Below are 16844 nucleotides of genomic sequence, written 5' to 3'. Positions count from 1 at the left end.
ACGCCCATCGACGGAAAGGACGGCGCGCCTCGGCCGCGCGGACGTCTTCGGCGCGCGTTTCGTGCGGCAAAACGCGCGCGCCGGCCGTCAACCGGCCGGGAGACCCGCTCGCAAGCGGCAAGGGAAAACTCAATGAAAAAGGCTTTGACGATCAAGGCGCGCCTCGGCGTCTCGATGGCGTTTCTGGGTGCGTTGCTCATCGCGATCGGCGCGTTGGGGCTCGCCGGCATGAGCCATTCCAACGACGCGTTTCTCGCGACCTATTCAGTGCAGATGCCCGCGGCGATCGCGGTCGGCAACGCGGAAATGTACGCGGCGCGCGAGCGGCTCGTGTTCGATCGCGCGGCGCTGCTCGCCGGCACGTCGGAAGTCGCGGCCACCGTCGAGCGCTCGCGCCTGATGCGCGAACGCGCCGACGGCTACTGGAAGCAATATGCGTCGCTGCCGCGCTCGCCGGAGGAAAAGCGTCTCGCCGATGCCGCGCAGGAGAAGCGCCTCGCGCTGCAAGGCATCGTCGACAAGGGCATCGCCGCGATCCTGGCGAACGATCACGACGGCATCATCGCGAACGCCAAGGCGATGCAGGTCACCTATAACGAGCTCGCCAACGCGAACGACGCGCTGCGCACGTTCCTGACGCAGGCATCGAAGACGAGCTACGAGGAAACGCAGAACCACTTCCTGTGGTTCCGCGCGCTCAGCCTTGGCGCGATCGCGCTCGGCATCGCGGCGGCGGCGTTCGCGTGGGTGTCGCTGCGGCGCGCGATCGCGCGTCCGCTCGAAGCCGCGCTCGGCCATTTCGAGGCGATCGCCGCCGGCGATCTGCGCCGCGAGGTCGTCGTGACGTCGCGCGACGAAATGGGCCAGTTGCTCGAAGGTCTCGCCAGGATGCGCGCGAGCCTGCTGACGACCGTGCGGACCGTGCGCTCGGGCAGCGAATCGATCGCGTCGGCGACGCAGCAGATCGCCGCGGGCAACACCGATCTGTCCTCGCGCACGGAGGAGCAGGCGTCCGCGCTGCAGGAAACCGCGTCGAGCATGGAAGAACTGACCGGCACTGTCCGCCAGAACGCCGACAACGCACGGCAGGCGAGCGCGCTCGCGGCGAACGCGTCGGAGATCGCGGGCAAGGGCAGCGCGGTCGTCACGCAGGTCGTGGACACGATGCGCGAGATCAACGGCAGCTCGTCGAAGATCGCGGACATCATCACGATCATCGAAGGGATCGCGTTCCAGACCAATATCCTCGCGCTCAACGCGGCGGTCGAAGCGGCGCGCGCGGGCGAGGAAGGGCGCGGCTTCGCGGTCGTCGCGGGCGAGGTGCGCAGTCTCGCGCAGCGCTCGTCGGCGGCGGCGAAGGAGATCAAGGAGCTGATCGATACCTCGGTGGCGCGCGTGCGGACGGGCACGACGCTCGTCGACGAAGCCGGGCGCACGATGAACGAGATCATCGGCGCCGTGCAGCGCGTGACCGACATCATGGGCGAGATCGCGGCGGCGTCGGAGGAGCAGTCGAGCGGCATCGAGCAGGTGTCGCGCGCCGTCACGCAGATGGACGAAGTGACGCAGCAGAACGCCGCGCTCGTCGAGGAAGCGGCGGCGGCCGCGCAGTCGCTCGAAGACCAGGCCGCGCGCCTGCGTCAGGCGGTGGCGGTGTTCCAGGTGGCGGATGGCGCGGCGCTCGCGGCAGCGTCCGCGCCGGTCACGAAAGTTGCATCGCATGCAACGGTGAGCGCGCGCGTCGCGCCGAAGCCGGTCGCGGCGGCGCCGGCGAAGCGTGCCGCACCCGTGCCGCCGCTCGCGCCCAGGGCGCCCGCGCACGCGGACGCGGGCGGCGACTGGGAAACGTTCTAAACGCGTCATGCGGCGCGTGGCGGGAATGCGCGCGATTCCACACGCACGCGACCAACGGCGATCCGGTAACCCGTACACTGGTGGGAATATGCGTGACTGTTCACACGAGGATATCGCCATGACCGGATCGACACTCGCCGCGAAACTCGCGGACGCCCGCCGCCGGCATCAGCTGATCGAAACGCTGGAGCCCGCCGATATTCCGGCCGACGCGCCTACCGCCTACGCCATCCAGCACGAGATGCTGAAAGAGTCGGATGCGCGCATCGGCGCCTGGAAAATCGGCGCGCGCGCGCCGGATGCGCTCGCCACGGGCGCGCCCATCGACACGGCGCTCGTTCACGTCTCGCCCGCGCGCCTGCCTTTTCAATCGTTTTTCCGGGTGCTGGTGGAACTCGAGATCGCGTTCCGCTTCGCCTATGCGCTGCCCGCGCGACACGACCCTTACACCCGCGAGGAAGTATTCGACGCGATAGGCGGCATTGCGGTGGCGCTCGAAGTCGTGGACAGCCGTTTCGCGCAATGGCCCAATCTCGACCCGCTCGCCCAACTCGCGGATTCGCAGAACAACGGCGCGCTCGTCGTCTCGGGCATGGAGCCTTACGACGTGGTTGCGCCCGGTTTCGACTTTCTCACCCCGCGCCTGGAACTCACGCTCGACGGCGAATCGATCGCGCCGGCGGCGCTCGGCAATCCTGCGGGCGACCCGCGCGAGTTGCTGCCGTGGCTCGTCAACCATTGCTCGCGGATGGGCCTGACCGTCGAACCGTTCTGGACGATCACGACAGGCTCCTATACGGGCGCGTATCGCGTCGACGGACCGGCGATGCTGCACGGCGCGATCGATCGCATCGGAGAACTGGAGCTGGTGCTTGCATGAAGCGGAAACACCATGCAGCGGGAATGATTATTGATGCTGTCGCCTACGCTGCGATGTATTGCATCTCATGAGAACGAGCGCGTATCGATACCTGTGCGATGGATGAATGCGGGCAGCACGGCGATGGTTGCGCGAGCGTGAGGCGCAGGCCGCATTGGCGGACAAAAGCAGCGCGTAAGTAGCGGCGAGCGCGGGGAAGCGAACAGGCAGGACCAACGTTGCGGCAACACGATACGGACATTGGGATGAGGATTGTAGGTGAACGAAAATAACTCACCAAGCTAGTAATACTTCGAAGCAAATGAACAACGCAAGTGCGTGAAAAAAAATTCGAAAGGGTTTAGGATGATTTCAAGCGATGTCGTTTCGATTACGCGCGTTGCGCACGGCATAGCTTTCTGACTTCGGCGAGGAGGTAGCATGGATATCTACAGCAGTTTCGCGACCCGCTTCGAAAAAACCCGCGAGGAGGAGTTCTCGCTCGAAGAGTATCTCGCGCTCTGCAAAGAAGATCCTGCCACATATGCAACAGCGGGCGAACGCATGTTGACGGCCATCGGGGAGCCGGAGCATGTCGATACGCGCCTCGACCCGCGGCTTTCGCGTGTGTTTGCAAACAAGGTCATCAAGGTGTATCCGGCATTCCGCGAGTTCTACGGAATGGAGGAAGTGATCGAGAACGTCGTGTCCTACTTCCGGCACGCGGCGCAGGGTCTGGAAGAGAAGAAGCAGATCCTGTATCTGCTGGGTCCGGTGGGCGGCGGCAAGTCGTCAATCGCCGAACGACTGAAGCAGCTCATGGAGCGCGTTCCGTTCTATTCGCTGAAGGGCTCGCCCGTCAACGAATCGCCGCTCGGTCTCTTCGATTACGATGAAGACGGCCCGGTGCTCGAAGAGCAATACGGCATTCCGCGCCGCTATCTGAAGAACATCCTCTCGCCGTGGGCCGTGAAGCGCCTGCACGAGTACAACGGGGACATCCGCAAGTTCCGCGTGGTGCGCCGCTATCCTTCCATTCTGCGTCAGATCGGCATCGCGAAGACCGAGCCGGGTGACGAGAACAATCAGGACATCTCGTCGCTCGTCGGCAAGGTGGATATCCGCAAGCTCGAAACCTATTCGCAGGATGACGCCGACGCGTACAGCTATTCCGGCGGCCTGTGCCTCGCCAATCAGGGCTTGCTGGAATTCGTCGAAATGTTCAAGGCGCCGATCAAGGTGCTGCACCCGCTGCTCACCGCAACCCAGGAAGGCAACTTCAAGGGCACGGAAGGCTTCGGCGCGATTCCTTTCGACGGCGTCATCCTCGCGCACTCGAACGAGTCGGAGTGGAAGGCATTTCGCAACAACAAGAACAACGAAGCACTGCTCGACCGTATCTTCGTCGTGAAGGTGCCGTACTGCCTGCGCTACGGCGAAGAGATCAAGATCTACGAGAAGCTCCTGCGCAACTCGTCGCTCGCCGAGGCGGTGTGCGCGCCGGGCACGCTCAAGATGATGGCGCAGATGGCCGTGCTCACGCGCCTGCACGAGCCGGAGAACTCGAGCCTCTTCTCGAAGATGCAGGTCTACGACGGTGAGAACCTGAAGGATACGGATCCGAAGGCGAAGTCGTATCAGGAGTATCGCGATTACGCGGGTGTCGACGAAGGCATGACGGGCGTCTCCACGCGTTTCGCGTTCAAGATCCTGTCGCGCGTCTTCAATTTCGATTCGACCGAAGTCGCCGCCAACCCGGTGCATCTGATGTACGTGCTCGAACAGCAGATCGAGCGCGAGCAGTTCCCGCCGGAAACGGAGCAGAAGTACCTGTCGTTCATCAAGGACGTACTGGCTTCGCGCTACGCCGAATTCATCGGGAAGGAGATTCAGACCGCTTATCTGGAGTCGTATTCGGAGTATGGACAAAACATCTTCGACCGCTATGTGACCTATGCGGACTTCTGGATTCAGGATCAGGAGTTCCGCGATCACGACACCGGCGAGAGCTTCGACCGCGCGGCATTGAATGCCGAGCTTGAGAAGATCGAGAAGCCCGCGGGCATCAGCAACCCGAAGGACTTCCGCAACGAGATCGTGAATTTCGTGTTGCGCGCGCGTGCGGCGAATGGCGGCAAGAACCCCGCGTGGATCAGCTATGAGAAGCTGCGCGTGGTGATCGAGAAGAAGATGTTCTCCAACACCGAAGAACTTCTGCCGGTGATTTCGTTCAACGCGAAAGGATCGGCGGAAGAGCAACGCAAACACGAGGACTTCGTCAATCGCATGGTCGCGAAGGGCTATACGCCGAAGCAGGTGCGCCTGCTGTGCGACTGGTATCTGCGCGTGCGCAAGTCGTCGTGAAGTAAGTATGCAGGGCCAGCGCCTGGCTTCATCTCAGGCGTGAAACCCATAGACCGGAACGGCGCTTCAACGCCGGTTCCGGTCCCGCGCAGCGCGGGAGTTATGATGTCCCTGACCGTGCGGGTGCGTGGATTGCGTCCGGCCGGCACAGTGGACAGAGTTTGCGAGACAGAGACGCTGCGAACGATTCAAGGCTCGCGCAGCGCCTCGCCATCTCGCCAATAACGCGGGAGACTGGATGTGCTGCACCAAATCATCGACCGCAGGTTAGCCGGCAAGAACAAGAGCATCGCCAACCGCGAGCGCTTCCTGCGACGCGTCAAGAGTTACATTCGCCGCGCGGTTTCCGACGCGGTGCGCGATCGCAGCATCAAAGATATTCAAAGCACCCAGAGCATCACCATTCCCAAGAAGGATATCTCCGAGCCCTCGTTCCGTCATGGACCGGGCGGCAAGCGCGAGTATGTCCATCCGGGCAACGCCGATTACATTCGCGGCGACAAGATTCCGCGTCCGCCGGGCGGCGCGGGCGGCGGCGGCAAGAGCGCGAGCAACGAGGGCGAAGGGCAGGACGATTTCGTCTTCGAACTCTCGCGCGATGAATTCATGCAGTATTTCTTCGACGACCTCGAACTGCCGCGCCTCGTGAAGACGCAACTGCTCGCCGTGCCGACATGGAAGAACGTGCGTGCGGGATGGGCGGCGGAAGGCACGCCGAACAATATCGATGTGGTGAGATCGCTGAGGAGCGCACTCGGGCGCCGCATCGCGCTCGGCTGGCCGCTTGCTTCGCAATTGCGCGAGATGGAACGCCAGCTCGAGCAGTTGAAGGAAGAGAACGGCGACGCCGAGGAAATCGCGCGGCTCGAAGCGGATATCGTCATCATGCAGGGCCGTATCACGCGCATTCCGTTCATCGATCCGTTCGATCTGCGCTATATCAATCGCGTGAAGCAGCCCACGCCGTCGAGCAAGGCGGTGATGTTCTGCCTGATGGACGTCTCCGGCTCGATGGACGAGCAGCGCAAGGATTTGTCCAAGCGCTTCTTCATCCTCCTGTACCTGTTCCTGCAGCGGAACTACGAGAAGATCGAGGTGGTGTTCATCCGGCACCATACGCGCGCCGAGGAAGTGGACGAGGACACGTTCTTCCATTCGACGGAAAGCGGCGGCACGGTGGTGTCGAGCGCGCTCGAGCTCATGAAGAAGATCATGGACGAGCGCTATTCGCCGACTGAGTGGAACATTTACGGTGCGCAGGCATCGGACGGCGACAACTGGACGGACGATTCCCCGAAGTGCCGCAAGCTGCTGGCGGAAGACATCCTGCCGAAGGTCCGGTATTTTGCCTATATTCAAGTTGCGCCGGAGGAGCAAAATCTCTGGCTGGAGTATGCTCAGCTTGCCATGGGCGCGCCCGAGCTGGCCATGAAGAAGGTCGATTCGGCCGCGGACATCTATCCGGTGTTCCGCGAACTGTTCGAAAAACAGCAGGCGGCCGCATGACGACGCGGCATTTGCACAATGAGACGCGCGGGTATCAGCTGGATGGCACGGACGATCGTGCCGCCGCGCAGCTTGGGCCTGAAGCAGGGCAACGCGATGCGTCCGCGAAGACAGATGAGGCGCACAAGGAAGGCAGAATGAATGTTTCGGAGAAACGGCGGCCGCTGCCGTGCCCGTCGGACTGGAGCGTCGAGCTGATCGAGGAGTACGACGCCGAGATCTCGCGCGTCGCGAACCGCTACGGTCTCGACACTTATCCCATTCAGCTCGAAATCATCAGCTCCGAGCAGATGATGGACGCGTATGCGTCGGTCGGCATGCCGGTGAACTATCGGCACTGGTCGTTCGGCAAGCACTTTCTCGCGACCGAGAAAGGCTATCGGCGCGGGCAGATGGGCCTGGCGTACGAAATCGTCATCAATTCGAATCCCTGCATTGCGTATCTCATGGAAGAAAACACCATGACGATGCAGGCGCTCGTGATCGCGCATGCCGCGTACGGGCATAACTCGTTTTTCAAAGGCAATTATCTGTTCAAGCTCTGGACGGATGCGCACGCCATCATCGATTACCTCGTCTACGCGAAGAATTACATCGCGGAATGCGAGGAGCGTTACGGGCTGGATCGCGTGGAGGAACTGCTCGACTCGTGCCATGCGCTGATGAATTATGGCGTCGACCGCTACAAGCGTCCGCAGAAGCTGTCGCTGGCGAAGGAAGCGGCGATGCGGCGTGAGCGTGAAGCGTATCTGCAGTCGCAGGTCAATGAACTGTGGCGCACGCTGCCGAAAGGGAAGGAGCATTCGCAGGAGGAAATCGAAAGCCGGTATCCGCCTGAGCCGCAGGAAAATCTGCTGTATTTCGCGGAGAAGAACGCGCCGTTGCTCGAGCCATGGGAGCGGGAAGTCATCCGCATCGTGCGCAAGATCGGCCAGTATTTCTATCCGCAGCGGCAAACGCAGGTCATGAACGAGGGCTGGGCAACGTTCTGGCACTACACGCTCTTGAACACGCTCTACAACGAAGGCCGCCTGGAAGACGGCTTCATGATGGAGTTCCTGCATTCGCATTCGAATGTCGTGTATCAGCCGCCGGTGACGAAGCCGTATTACAGCGGCATCAATCCGTACGCGCTCGGTTTTTCGATGATGAGCGATATTCGCCGCATCTGCGAAAACCCCACGGACGAAGACCACGAGTGGTTTCCGGAGCTTGCGGGCAGCGACTGGCTGGAATCGCTGCACTACGCGATGCGCAATTTCAAGGACGAGAGTTTTATCGCGCAGTATTTGTCGCCGCATCTGATTCGGGAGATGCGTCTCTTCTCGATTCTCGACGACGACATGCGCGACGCGCTCGAAGTCTCCGCGATTCATGACGGCAGCGGGTATCGGTATGTGCGTCAGGCTTTGTCGCGGCAATACGATATTCACCATCGCGAGCCGAACATTCAAGTGTATTCGGTGAATACGCGCGGGGATCGGAGTCTTACGCTGCGCCACTTCATGACCGATAACCGGCATTTGTCGAACGACAGCGACGAAGTGCTCAAGCACATGGCGCGCTTGTGGCAGTTCGATGTTTATCTGGAAAGTGTCGATGAGAATGGGACGGTGAGGAAGCGGTTCGAGTGTCGGTATACGGCGCCGAATATGCGCTGACGTTCTACTACTGGCTAACGCAGCCGAAGTCGACTGCATATTTCAACAATGCCCGAGAGTTCTGCCTCCGGGCATTTTCTTTTGCCTATAGCGAATCGATGCGTATGCGCTTGGCCATTTGGTCGTTGTCACTTCACAGCGAAAATTAAGAAAACTAGTATAAACGTTGATGCTCTTTAGCCGGATAATCAGTCTTCGGAGTTGGGCTATGTGATTAGGCGCTGCGGATCAATTGCTATAAATTATGGGTAATACTTATCAATACGGCATACATCAAGGCCTTACTCCGGCAGAGTTATTTTTTCTGGTTGCGGTCGATGAAACCTGCGATGTCCTTGGGGTTGATGATGCGGTGGCTGTCGCGACAATACTTGCCGGCCAGAATTGGCTTCCAACTCGGGCCAAACCATTGGGCGCTACTCCGGGGACCTCTGTTGCGTCAAAACTAAGTCGCAGATTCTTGGATTACGACATAAAATGGAAAATCCTGCCGACAGTGACTAATGGGAGCGTCAGACAGTTAAAATTTCTGATGACCCGAAATATCGGGAAATTTGTTGGCAGATCCGTGCCGGTTGTCGGTTGGATTATTGCTGCACATGATGTAACGATGATCAGCATCAATTCCGTACGTCACTATAATAGACTTGTCGGACAGAAAGACAGGATTTTCTAATGCCAATTTCCATATGGGATCAACTGGAGTCCTTCGTCAGATCGGAGAGTGAAGTCGGCAAGCGTAAGACCCTGACCCGGCAGCTCAGCCTGGAAAAAGATCTCGATTTAACTGGGGATGATGCCGATGACTTTATGGGGAAGTTCTTTGAGGTATTCAAAATAGAGCATGGTGACTTTGAATTCGATCGATATTTCTCTAGGGAGGGCTTCAATCCTTTCGTAATCGTTGGATTTATTTTTTCTCAGAAGATGAGGAAAAAATATGATAAAGAACCTCTGACGCTGGGTATGCTTGAGAAAGCAGTTGAGATAGGAGTCTGGGACAGTAGTGCGCTTGGCAAACCTTGTTGAGCAAAGCCTTTTGTCATTTGATAAAGCCGAAACGGTAAGCGAGCGAGCAAAACAACGTCTGGCGCGAATCTCGCGGCCGGTCCCGAACCATACCGTACGCACTACGTATTCCCCTGATCCTGCGAAAACAAATCCCAACTCGCCATGAAAAGCGCCGCGACGAGCGGCCCGATCACAAACCCGTTGATCCCGAAGAGCGCCATCCCGCCAAGCGTCGAGATGAGCACGACCCAGTCCGGCATCTTCGTATCCTTGCCGACGAGAATCGGCCGCAGCACGTTATCGACGAGTCCGATCACGACCACGCAGAATACGACCAGAATCAGCCCCTTGAGAATCGCGCCCGTCATGAAGAAGTAGAGCGCCGCGGGCACCCAGACGATTGCCGCGCCAACGGCCGGCAGCAGCGACAAAAACCCCATCAGCACGCCCCACAGCAGCGAGCCGCCGATGCCCAGAATCCAGAAAATCAGTCCGCCGAGCAATCCCTGCACCGCCGCGACCGCGATATTGCCCTTGACCGTCGCGCGCACCACCGTGGTGAACTTTGCGATCAGATGAAGCTTCGGCTCGGGATCGAGCGGAAGCGCGCGGCGGATGCGCCGGCCGATTTCGCCGCCATCGCGCAGCAGAAAAAACACGAGATAGAGCATCACGCCGAAGCTCACGACGAACTGGAACGTGTTCTGCCCGATCGACAGCGCCTGCGCCGCGGCAAACTGGCTGATCTGCGCCGCGCCTTCCATCAGCTTGCGCTGAACGCCGACGATGTCGTCGAGGCCGTAGCGCCCGAGCATCTGCTGCGCCGAGACCGGCAGCGCGTGCAGCACGTGCTGAAAGTACAGCCCGAAATTCAGCTCGCCGCTCTTGATCCGCGCATACACGAGGGCGATTTCCTGCACGAGCGTCACCGCGACGACCGCGAGCGGAATGATGACGATAAGAATCGCGGCGGCCAGCGTCGTCAGCGCGGCGAGATTGCGGCGCTTGCCGAAGCGAGCGGCGAGATAGCGCTGCATCGGCTGAAAGAGGATCGCGAGAATCACGCCCCAGAAGATTGCGCCGAAGAAGGGCAGCAGCACCCACGCGAGCGCGAGCGTCACGACAGCCAGCAAGATATGAAAGAAATTCTGGTGAACGGTGTGGTTATCCATTGGCGAACGGTAAAACAGGCGGGGAGCTTCTGAGCAATCGCGAGGCCGGCCATGCTATCACGGCCCTTCGGGCGGCTTTCGCGCTCTGGGTTCGAGCGCTAATTCGTCCAAGGGTTCGTGAAACAGTTCGCAAAGGGCGTGCACGCCGCTGGAGCCAAACCCCGCACGTCGACTAAAATCCGGCTTCCAATCCTTGCGGAACGCTTCCGGCCAGCCGGCAAGCACGCCCGAGAACGAGCCGATCGTTCGTGCGCCCATTTCCGCTCAACGCATCGAACAATGAATCCAGGCGTCGTCTACGCATTCGCGGCCTTTGCCATCTGGGGCCTTTTTCCCATTTATTTCAAGGTCCTGCATTCGATCGGCGCGGTCGAGATGCTCGCGCACCGCATGGCATGGTCGATGGTCTTCCTGCTCATCGTGATGACCGTGCGCCGTCAGTGGAAGTGGCTCGGGCCGGTTCTGCGCGACAAGCGCCTGCTCGCGCGCTTCGCGGCGAGCGCCGTGTTGCTGTCCGCGAACTGGGGCATCTATATCTGGGCGGTGAACGACGGACGCATCGTCGAGGCGAGTCTCGGGTACTTCATCAATCCGCTCGTCAACGTGCTGTTCGGGATGGCGTTTCTGCACGAGCGGCTGCGGCCGGTGCAATGGATCGCGGTGATCATCGCCGCGCTCGGCGTGCTGTGGCTGACGTGGGTGAACGGCGCGCCGCCGTGGATCAGCCTCGCGCTCGCGCTGACATTCGGCGGCTACGGACTCTTGCGCAAGACCGCGTCGCTCGGCGCGCTCGAAGGGCTCACGCTCGAAACCATGCTGCTGTGTCCCATCGCGCTGCTTTATCTGTTCTTCCTGAACGCGCATGGCGGCAGCGGCTTCGCGCACGCTTCGCTCGGCGTGAAATTGCTGCTCGCCGCGGCCGGGCCCGTGACCGCCGTGCCGCTGCTGCTTTTCGCGGCGGGGGCGCGGCGCATTCCGCTGTCAATGCTCGGGCTTATCCAGTACATCACGCCGTCGCTGCAATTGCTGATCGGCGTCGTGATCTATCAGGAGTTTTTCGGCCACGATCAGTTGATCGGCTATGGCGCAATCTGGACCGCGCTCGCGATCTACTCGCTCGAAGGCTTCTATCGCGCGCGCGCGGCCCGCGCCTGAAGGATCAGCGCAACGCGTCGCCGAAGCGATATTCGACCGTCGCCTCGTCGAGCTTCGCCTTGATCTCCGGATCGATCGGCTGGTCGACGGCCGCGAGCGTCTCGTTCAACTGATCGGGCCGGCTCGCGCCGATGATCGCCGAGCTCACCGCCGGATTCGCCAGCACCCACGCGAGCGCCGTGCTTGCGAGCGAGCGTCCCGTCGGCGCGACGATCTTGCTGATCTGCTCGATGGTGTGAAATTCGCGCTCGTGCCAGTAGCGCTCCGTGTACATCGCGCCCGCCTTGCCGACCGCGCCGGTGAAGCGGCCCTCGCCCGGGCCCGCATCGTATTTGTGCTTGCCAGTGAGAAGACCGCCCGCGAGCGGGTTGTACGGAATCACGGCGAGGCCTTCCTCGGTCGCGAGCGGCAGCAATTCGCGCTCGATCTGCCGGAACAGCAGGTTGTAGCGCGGCTGCACGGAAACGAAGCGCGCGGTCCGCAGAACGTCCGAGCGGCCGAGCGCGCGCGCGAGCCGGTACGCCAGAAAGTTCGACACGCCGATATAACGCGCCTTGCCTTGCCGCACGATAATGTCGAGCGCTTCGAGCGTCTCGTCGAGCGGCGTGTCGCGGTCGTCGTTATGGAGCTGGTACAGGTCGACGTAATCGGTATTCAGGCGCTTGAGCGATGCGTCGATCGCGTCGAGCAGGTGCTTGCGCGATGCGCCCTTGTGCCACGCGTGCGGCCCCATCTCATGCACGGCCTTGGTCGCGAGAATGAAGTTGTCGCGCCGGCCCTGGAGCCAGCGCCCGACGATCTCCTCGGTGCGGCCCGCGAGATCATGTCCGCTGCCGAGCGGATAGACGTTCGCCGTGTCGATGAAATTGACGCCCGCATCCGCCGCCCGATCCATGATGCTGCGCGAAACGTCTTCCTCGGTCTGCAGGCCAAAGGTCATCGTGCCGAGCGTGAGACGCGAAACGGTGAGACCGGTGTTGCCGAATTTGCCGTATTGCACGGTTGCACTCCAGAAGAAAACGGTTCGATGGGACCGACAGAATAGCCGCAACCGCTAGGACGTGCCGGCGCGGGCGGGCGTGGCGCCTTGCGGCGCGGAATCGAGATAGCGGAACACGACGCCCGACAGCAGCGTCACCACGCCCATGCACACGAAGCTCAGCTTGAAGCCGGTCGACGTCGAGAACGGCCCTTGGAAGAGCTGCACGAGCGAGCCGCCGATCGATACGCCGAGACCGATCGCGAGCATCTGCACCATCGAGAAGAGGCTGTTGCCGCTGCCCGCATCCTTTTTCGAAAGGCCTTTGAGCGTGACGCTGTTCATCGCGGCGAACTGCATCGAGTTGCAGGCGCCGAACGCCGCGAGGATCGCGATTTCGAGGGCGAGCGGCAACGTCGGCGAGAAGAGCGCGAACGCGACGATGGACACGCCCACGAGCGCCGTGTTGACGAGCAGGAACGTGTCGTAGCCGTAGCGCTTGACGAGTTGCGCGATCCAGCGCTTGCTGATCGTGCCGGCGATCGCGATCGGCAACATCATCAGGCCCGAATGCAGCGGGCTATAACCGAGCTCCAGCTGCATCAGAAGCGGCAGCAGAAACGGCACCGCGCTCGATCCGATCCGGCACAGCAGATTGCCGATCAGCCCGACGCTGAAGTTCGGCTCGTGAAAAAGCGCGAGATGAAAGAGCGGATTGCGCTTGTGCCGCGCGTACGGCACATACGCGAACGCCGATACCGCCGCGAGCGCGAACAGCGCCGCCGACACCGCGCCGCGATGCGTCTCGACCGGGCAATCGAGCGCGAGCGAGAACGACACCATGCACATCGAGAGCAATCCGCAGCCGACGAAGTCGAAGGGCGGCGCATCGTGCCGCGTATCGTTCGGCAGATAGCGGTGCACCGCGTACAGCCCGACCGCGCCGATCGGCACGTTGATCAGGAAGATCCAGTGCCACGAGAACGACTCGACGAACCATCCGCCGAGCGTCGGGCCGAGAATCGGGCCGACCTGGCCAGCGACGGAAATCATCGCGAGCGCGGAGACGTAGGCTTCGCCCGAGACCGCGCGCAACACGGCGAGACGTCCGATCGGCAGCAGCATCGAGCCGCCGATGCCCTGCAGCACGCGCGCGAGCACGAGCTGGTTGAGCGTATGCGCGCCCGCGCAGGCGAGCGAGCCAATCACGAAAAGCGAAATCGAAACGAGATAGACACGGCGCGTGCCGAAGCGGTCGGCGAGCCAGCCGGAGGCGGGCGTGAAGAGCGCCATCGTGAGCGTGTAGGCGACAACGATCGACTGCAACGCGAGCGGCGCGGCGTTCAGGCTATGCGCAATGGAAGGCAGCGCCGTGTTGACGATCGTCGTATCGAGCGCCTGCATGAAAAAGCCCACGGCGACGATCCATAGAAGTGCCGTGTGCGAAGACTGTCTGGTCATGTGAGGGGCAGTGTGCTTGGGGCCGCGCGTGTTCGAAAGCCATCGGAAAGCTGTTTGAAACCGGTTTCCGCCGCGCATTGTGAAATCTTAGTGACTTAGGGCGTCATCGGGAAGACCGCTAACCGCATTGACTGTGATCGGTTCTGACGATCACAATACGGCATGCTCAATCCAGTCTGGCTGAACACCTTCGCGACGGTGGCCGCGTCGCACAGCTTCACCGACGCCGGCCGGCAACTCGGGCTGCGGCAATCGAGCGTCTCCGAGCATATCCGGCGTCTGGAGGAGAGCGTCGGGCGGCGGCTTTTCGTGCGCGACACGCATTCGCTCGCGCTCACTGCCGACGGCGAAGCCATGCTCGTGCACGCCCGCGTGATCCTCGAAGCGATGGCGCACGCGCAGTCGCAATTCAGTTCGCCGCGCCTGCGCGGGCGCGTTCGGCTGGGTTCATCGGACGATATCGCGCTCGGGCCGCTGCCGAGCGTGCTCGCCGCGTTTCGCGACACGCATCCGGACGTCGAGCTCGAAATCACCATTGGCATGACGGGGCGGCTGTATCAGATGGTCGATGCGGGCGAACTCGATCTCGCGGTCGGCAAGCGCCGTCTCGGCGATGCGCGCGGCATGCGGCTTTTTTCCGGGCGGCTCGAATGGCTCGCGAAGCCCGGCACCGTCGTCGATACGAGCGGGCCGCTGCCGCTCATTCTCGTCTCGGAGCCGAGCGTCACGCGCGGCGTCGTGCTCGATTCGCTCGCGATGACGGGCGCGAGCTGGCAGATGGTCTGCACCAGCAGCAGCCACGCGGGGTGCATCGCCGCGGCGCGCGGCGGCCTGGGGCTGACGGTTCGCTCGCATTTTCTCGCGGCCCGCGGACTGGCGCCGCCGGTGAATCGCGCGGAGTTGCCCGTGTTGCCGGAAGTGGAGTTCATCGCGTTCGGCGCGAAACATCTGAGCCGTCCGGCCGAAACCTTGCTGCAGCTTCTCGAGAATAGCGACCTGCGCGGCGAATGGGACGGCGAATGACTGCAACAATGACCGCACGAAGAACACGCGAGGGCAGGGAAGCCGGTTGTGCCGCTGCAACGACCGGGAGACCCGAATGGCTATCGAGAATCTGTTCTTATATATTGTGCGGCGTTTGAAGTAGCCACTTCCAAGACGTGTTCCGTTTCCTGCGCCTGCTTTCCTCCGATCCGTTCCGCTTGCCGGCGATTTTCGTCGCGATGGCGCTCGCGGCGTGCTCGGACGCTCACGCCGCCGCCTACGTGACGAAGCACTGCGACGACCTCGAAGGCAAGTCCGTGCCCGCGTCGATCATCGGCCTGCCTACGCGCGGCGCGACCATCGTGTCCGCGTGGGTGGTGAAGGCGGCCGCGCCCGGCAACCGCAACGGCGAGTATTGCCGGATCACGGGATTCATCAAGGCGCTGCAGGAAACGACGCCCGATATCCGCTTCGAAGTGAACCTGCCGAGCCGCTGGAACGGCCGCGCGCTGCAGATGGGCGGCGGCGGCTATAACGGCACGATCGTCTCGGGCACCGATCCGATGCCTTTCGCGCCCGATTCGACGCCGCTCGCGCGCGGCTACGCGACCTTCGGCTCGGATTCGGGCCACGTCGGCAATTCGGGGCGCGCGGACTTCGCGGGGAACGACGAAGCCATCGTCAACTTCGGCTTCGGGCATCTCAAGAAGACACGCGATGTCGCGCTCGCGCTGATCCAGATGGGCTACGGGCGCGCGCCCGATAAAACCTACTTCGCCGGCGGATCGACGGGCGGCCGCGAAGGCTTCACCGTGATCGAGCGCTTCCCGAACGACTACGACGGCGTGATCGCCAACGCGCCCGCGATCAATTTCTCGGGCGTGCGGCTGATGGGGGTGCAGATCGGGCAGGCGTCGTATGCGAAGCCGGGCGGCTTCGTCGGACTCGCGCAGCAGCGGCGTGTGTTCGAGACCGTCGTGCATGAATGCGACCGGCTCGACGGCGCGGCGGACGGCATCGTCGGCAATGTCGAGGCGTGCAGGAAGCTGGAGCCGCAGATCATCGCGTCGCTGCGTTGCGCGAACGGGCAGCGTCCTGCCTTGCGCGACAGTTGCCTGTCCGATGCGCAGATCGACACGCTGGAAATGCTGCGCGACGGCGTCGCCTTGCCGTATGCGCTTGCCTACGGTGTCGATGCGTACCCGGGCTACAACGTGTTTCAGGGCGTCGACCTGTCCGGCGCGCTCGGTCTCGGCGATTCGCCGACGCTGCTGAATCCGCCGACCTTCGCCGCGAACGGCTATCTCTTCGCGCAAGGCGACGCGTATATCCGCCACTTCGTCACGCGCGATCTCAACTTCAGCTCGCTCACGTTCGACCTCGACAATCCCGGCCGCTTCAGGCAGCGCCTGACGACGCTCGCGTACACCGTCGGCGCGATGAATCCGGATTTCTCCGCGTTCATCGCGCACGGCGGCAAGCTCATCGCAATGCACGGCCTCGCCGACGAAGTCATCAGCCCCAATCAGACGATCGCGTTCTATCGCGGGCTCATCGAGCGATACGGCAAGGAAACCGTCGATTCGTTCATGCGGCTCTACATGGTGCCGGGTTTTCAGCACGGCAACGGCGTGTTCATCCCCGCATGGGACGAGCTCGGCGCGCTCGACGAATGGGTGAGCAACGGCATCGCGCCCGAGACGCTCATCGGCAGCGACATCGCGCCCGCCACCAACGGACGCACGCGGCCGATATGCCGTTATCCGAACTATCCGCGCTACATGGGCCGCGGCAGCATCAATCTCGCGGCGAACTTCCGTTGCGTGGAGCCCTGAAAG

Annotated in this window: 14 protein-coding genes; 10 read left to right on the top strand and 4 right to left on the bottom strand. The window is 62.0% G+C overall.

Annotated elements, in window-relative coordinates; all coding sequences use genetic code 11:
• Positions 1-132: 132 nt before the first annotated feature.
• The 7 genes from AC1Z32_RS20565 (at position 133) to AC1Z32_RS20535 (ending at position 9273) form a co-directional block, all read left to right on the top strand.
• The gene (locus AC1Z32_RS20565) at positions 133-1854 is read left to right on the top strand and encodes a methyl-accepting chemotaxis protein (RefSeq protein WP_483480329.1); all 1722 of its coding nucleotides are present in this window, start codon (positions 133-135) and stop codon (positions 1852-1854) included.
• A 118-nt stretch (positions 1855-1972) separates the two neighbouring features.
• Entirely contained in the window at positions 1973-2734 is a 762-nt protein-coding gene (locus tag AC1Z32_RS20560) for a fumarylacetoacetate hydrolase family protein (protein WP_483480328.1), read from the top strand.
• Between the two features lie 420 nt (positions 2735-3154).
• Positions 3155-5077 (top strand): PrkA family serine protein kinase, encoded by a 1923-nt coding sequence (locus AC1Z32_RS20555; protein ID WP_483480327.1) that lies wholly within the window; start codon positions 3155-3157, stop codon positions 5075-5077.
• 240 nt (positions 5078-5317) lie between these two features.
• Positions 5318-6583, top strand: coding sequence for a YeaH/YhbH family protein (locus AC1Z32_RS20550; RefSeq protein WP_062604299.1), 1266 nt, complete (start codon positions 5318-5320; stop codon positions 6581-6583).
• Positions 6580-8244, top strand: coding sequence for a SpoVR family protein (locus AC1Z32_RS20545; RefSeq protein ID WP_483480326.1), 1665 nt, complete (start codon positions 6580-6582; stop codon positions 8242-8244). Before AC1Z32_RS20550 ends, AC1Z32_RS20545 begins: the two co-directional genes overlap by 4 nt.
• Before the next feature lie 244 nt (positions 8245-8488).
• The gene (locus AC1Z32_RS20540; protein ID WP_483480325.1) at positions 8489-8920 is read left to right on the top strand and encodes an STM2901 family protein; all 432 of its coding nucleotides are present in this window, start codon (positions 8489-8491) and stop codon (positions 8918-8920) included.
• Positions 8920-9273 (top strand): DUF1493 family protein, encoded by a 354-nt coding sequence (locus AC1Z32_RS20535; protein ID WP_483480324.1) that lies wholly within the window; start codon positions 8920-8922, stop codon positions 9271-9273. The genes AC1Z32_RS20540 and AC1Z32_RS20535 overlap by 1 nt, the downstream gene beginning before the upstream one ends.
• A gap of 101 nt (positions 9274-9374) precedes the next feature.
• Here the strand turns inward: AC1Z32_RS20535 and AC1Z32_RS20530 are convergent, their stop codons facing one another.
• Positions 9375-10427, bottom strand: coding sequence for an AI-2E family transporter (locus AC1Z32_RS20530; protein WP_483480323.1), 1053 nt, complete (start codon positions 10425-10427; stop codon positions 9375-9377).
• A gap of 57 nt (positions 10428-10484) precedes the next feature.
• A complete protein-coding gene (locus tag AC1Z32_RS20525; protein WP_483480322.1) occupies positions 10485-10685 on the bottom strand; it encodes a hypothetical protein in 201 nt (66 codons plus the stop codon).
• A gap of 21 nt (positions 10686-10706) precedes the next feature.
• Here AC1Z32_RS20525 and rarD point away from each other — a divergent pair, with 21 nt between their 5' ends.
• Complete coding sequence (rarD, locus tag AC1Z32_RS20520) at positions 10707-11582, top strand: EamA family transporter RarD (protein WP_483480321.1); 876 nt, start codon at positions 10707-10709, stop codon at positions 11580-11582.
• A 4-nt stretch (positions 11583-11586) separates the two neighbouring features.
• Here rarD and AC1Z32_RS20515 read toward each other — a convergent pair whose 3' ends face one another.
• Together AC1Z32_RS20515 and AC1Z32_RS20510 are read right to left on the bottom strand one after the other, a co-directional pair.
• Positions 11587-12582 (bottom strand): aldo/keto reductase, encoded by a 996-nt coding sequence (locus AC1Z32_RS20515; RefSeq protein ID WP_483480320.1) that lies wholly within the window; start codon positions 12580-12582, stop codon positions 11587-11589.
• A 54-nt stretch (positions 12583-12636) separates the two neighbouring features.
• Positions 12637-14022 carry a DHA2 family efflux MFS transporter permease subunit gene (locus tag AC1Z32_RS20510; RefSeq protein ID WP_483480319.1) on the bottom strand — a complete coding sequence of 462 codons (1386 nt, stop codon included), beginning with the start codon at positions 14020-14022 and terminating at the stop codon, positions 12637-12639.
• Between the two features lie 162 nt (positions 14023-14184).
• Here AC1Z32_RS20510 and AC1Z32_RS20505 point away from each other — a divergent pair, with 162 nt between their 5' ends.
• Positions 14185-15045, top strand: a complete 861-nt coding sequence (locus AC1Z32_RS20505; protein WP_483480318.1) for a LysR family transcriptional regulator — start codon at positions 14185-14187, stop codon at positions 15043-15045.
• A gap of 137 nt (positions 15046-15182) precedes the next feature.
• Complete coding sequence (locus AC1Z32_RS20500) at positions 15183-16841, top strand: tannase/feruloyl esterase family alpha/beta hydrolase (protein ID WP_483480317.1); 1659 nt, start codon at positions 15183-15185, stop codon at positions 16839-16841.
• Positions 16842-16844 lie beyond the last annotated feature (3 nt).

Source organism: Caballeronia sp. 11_S32 (assembly GCF_056930355.1).
Note: the sequence above shows the minus strand (reverse complement) of the source record. Positions and strands in the feature narration are given on the sequence as shown.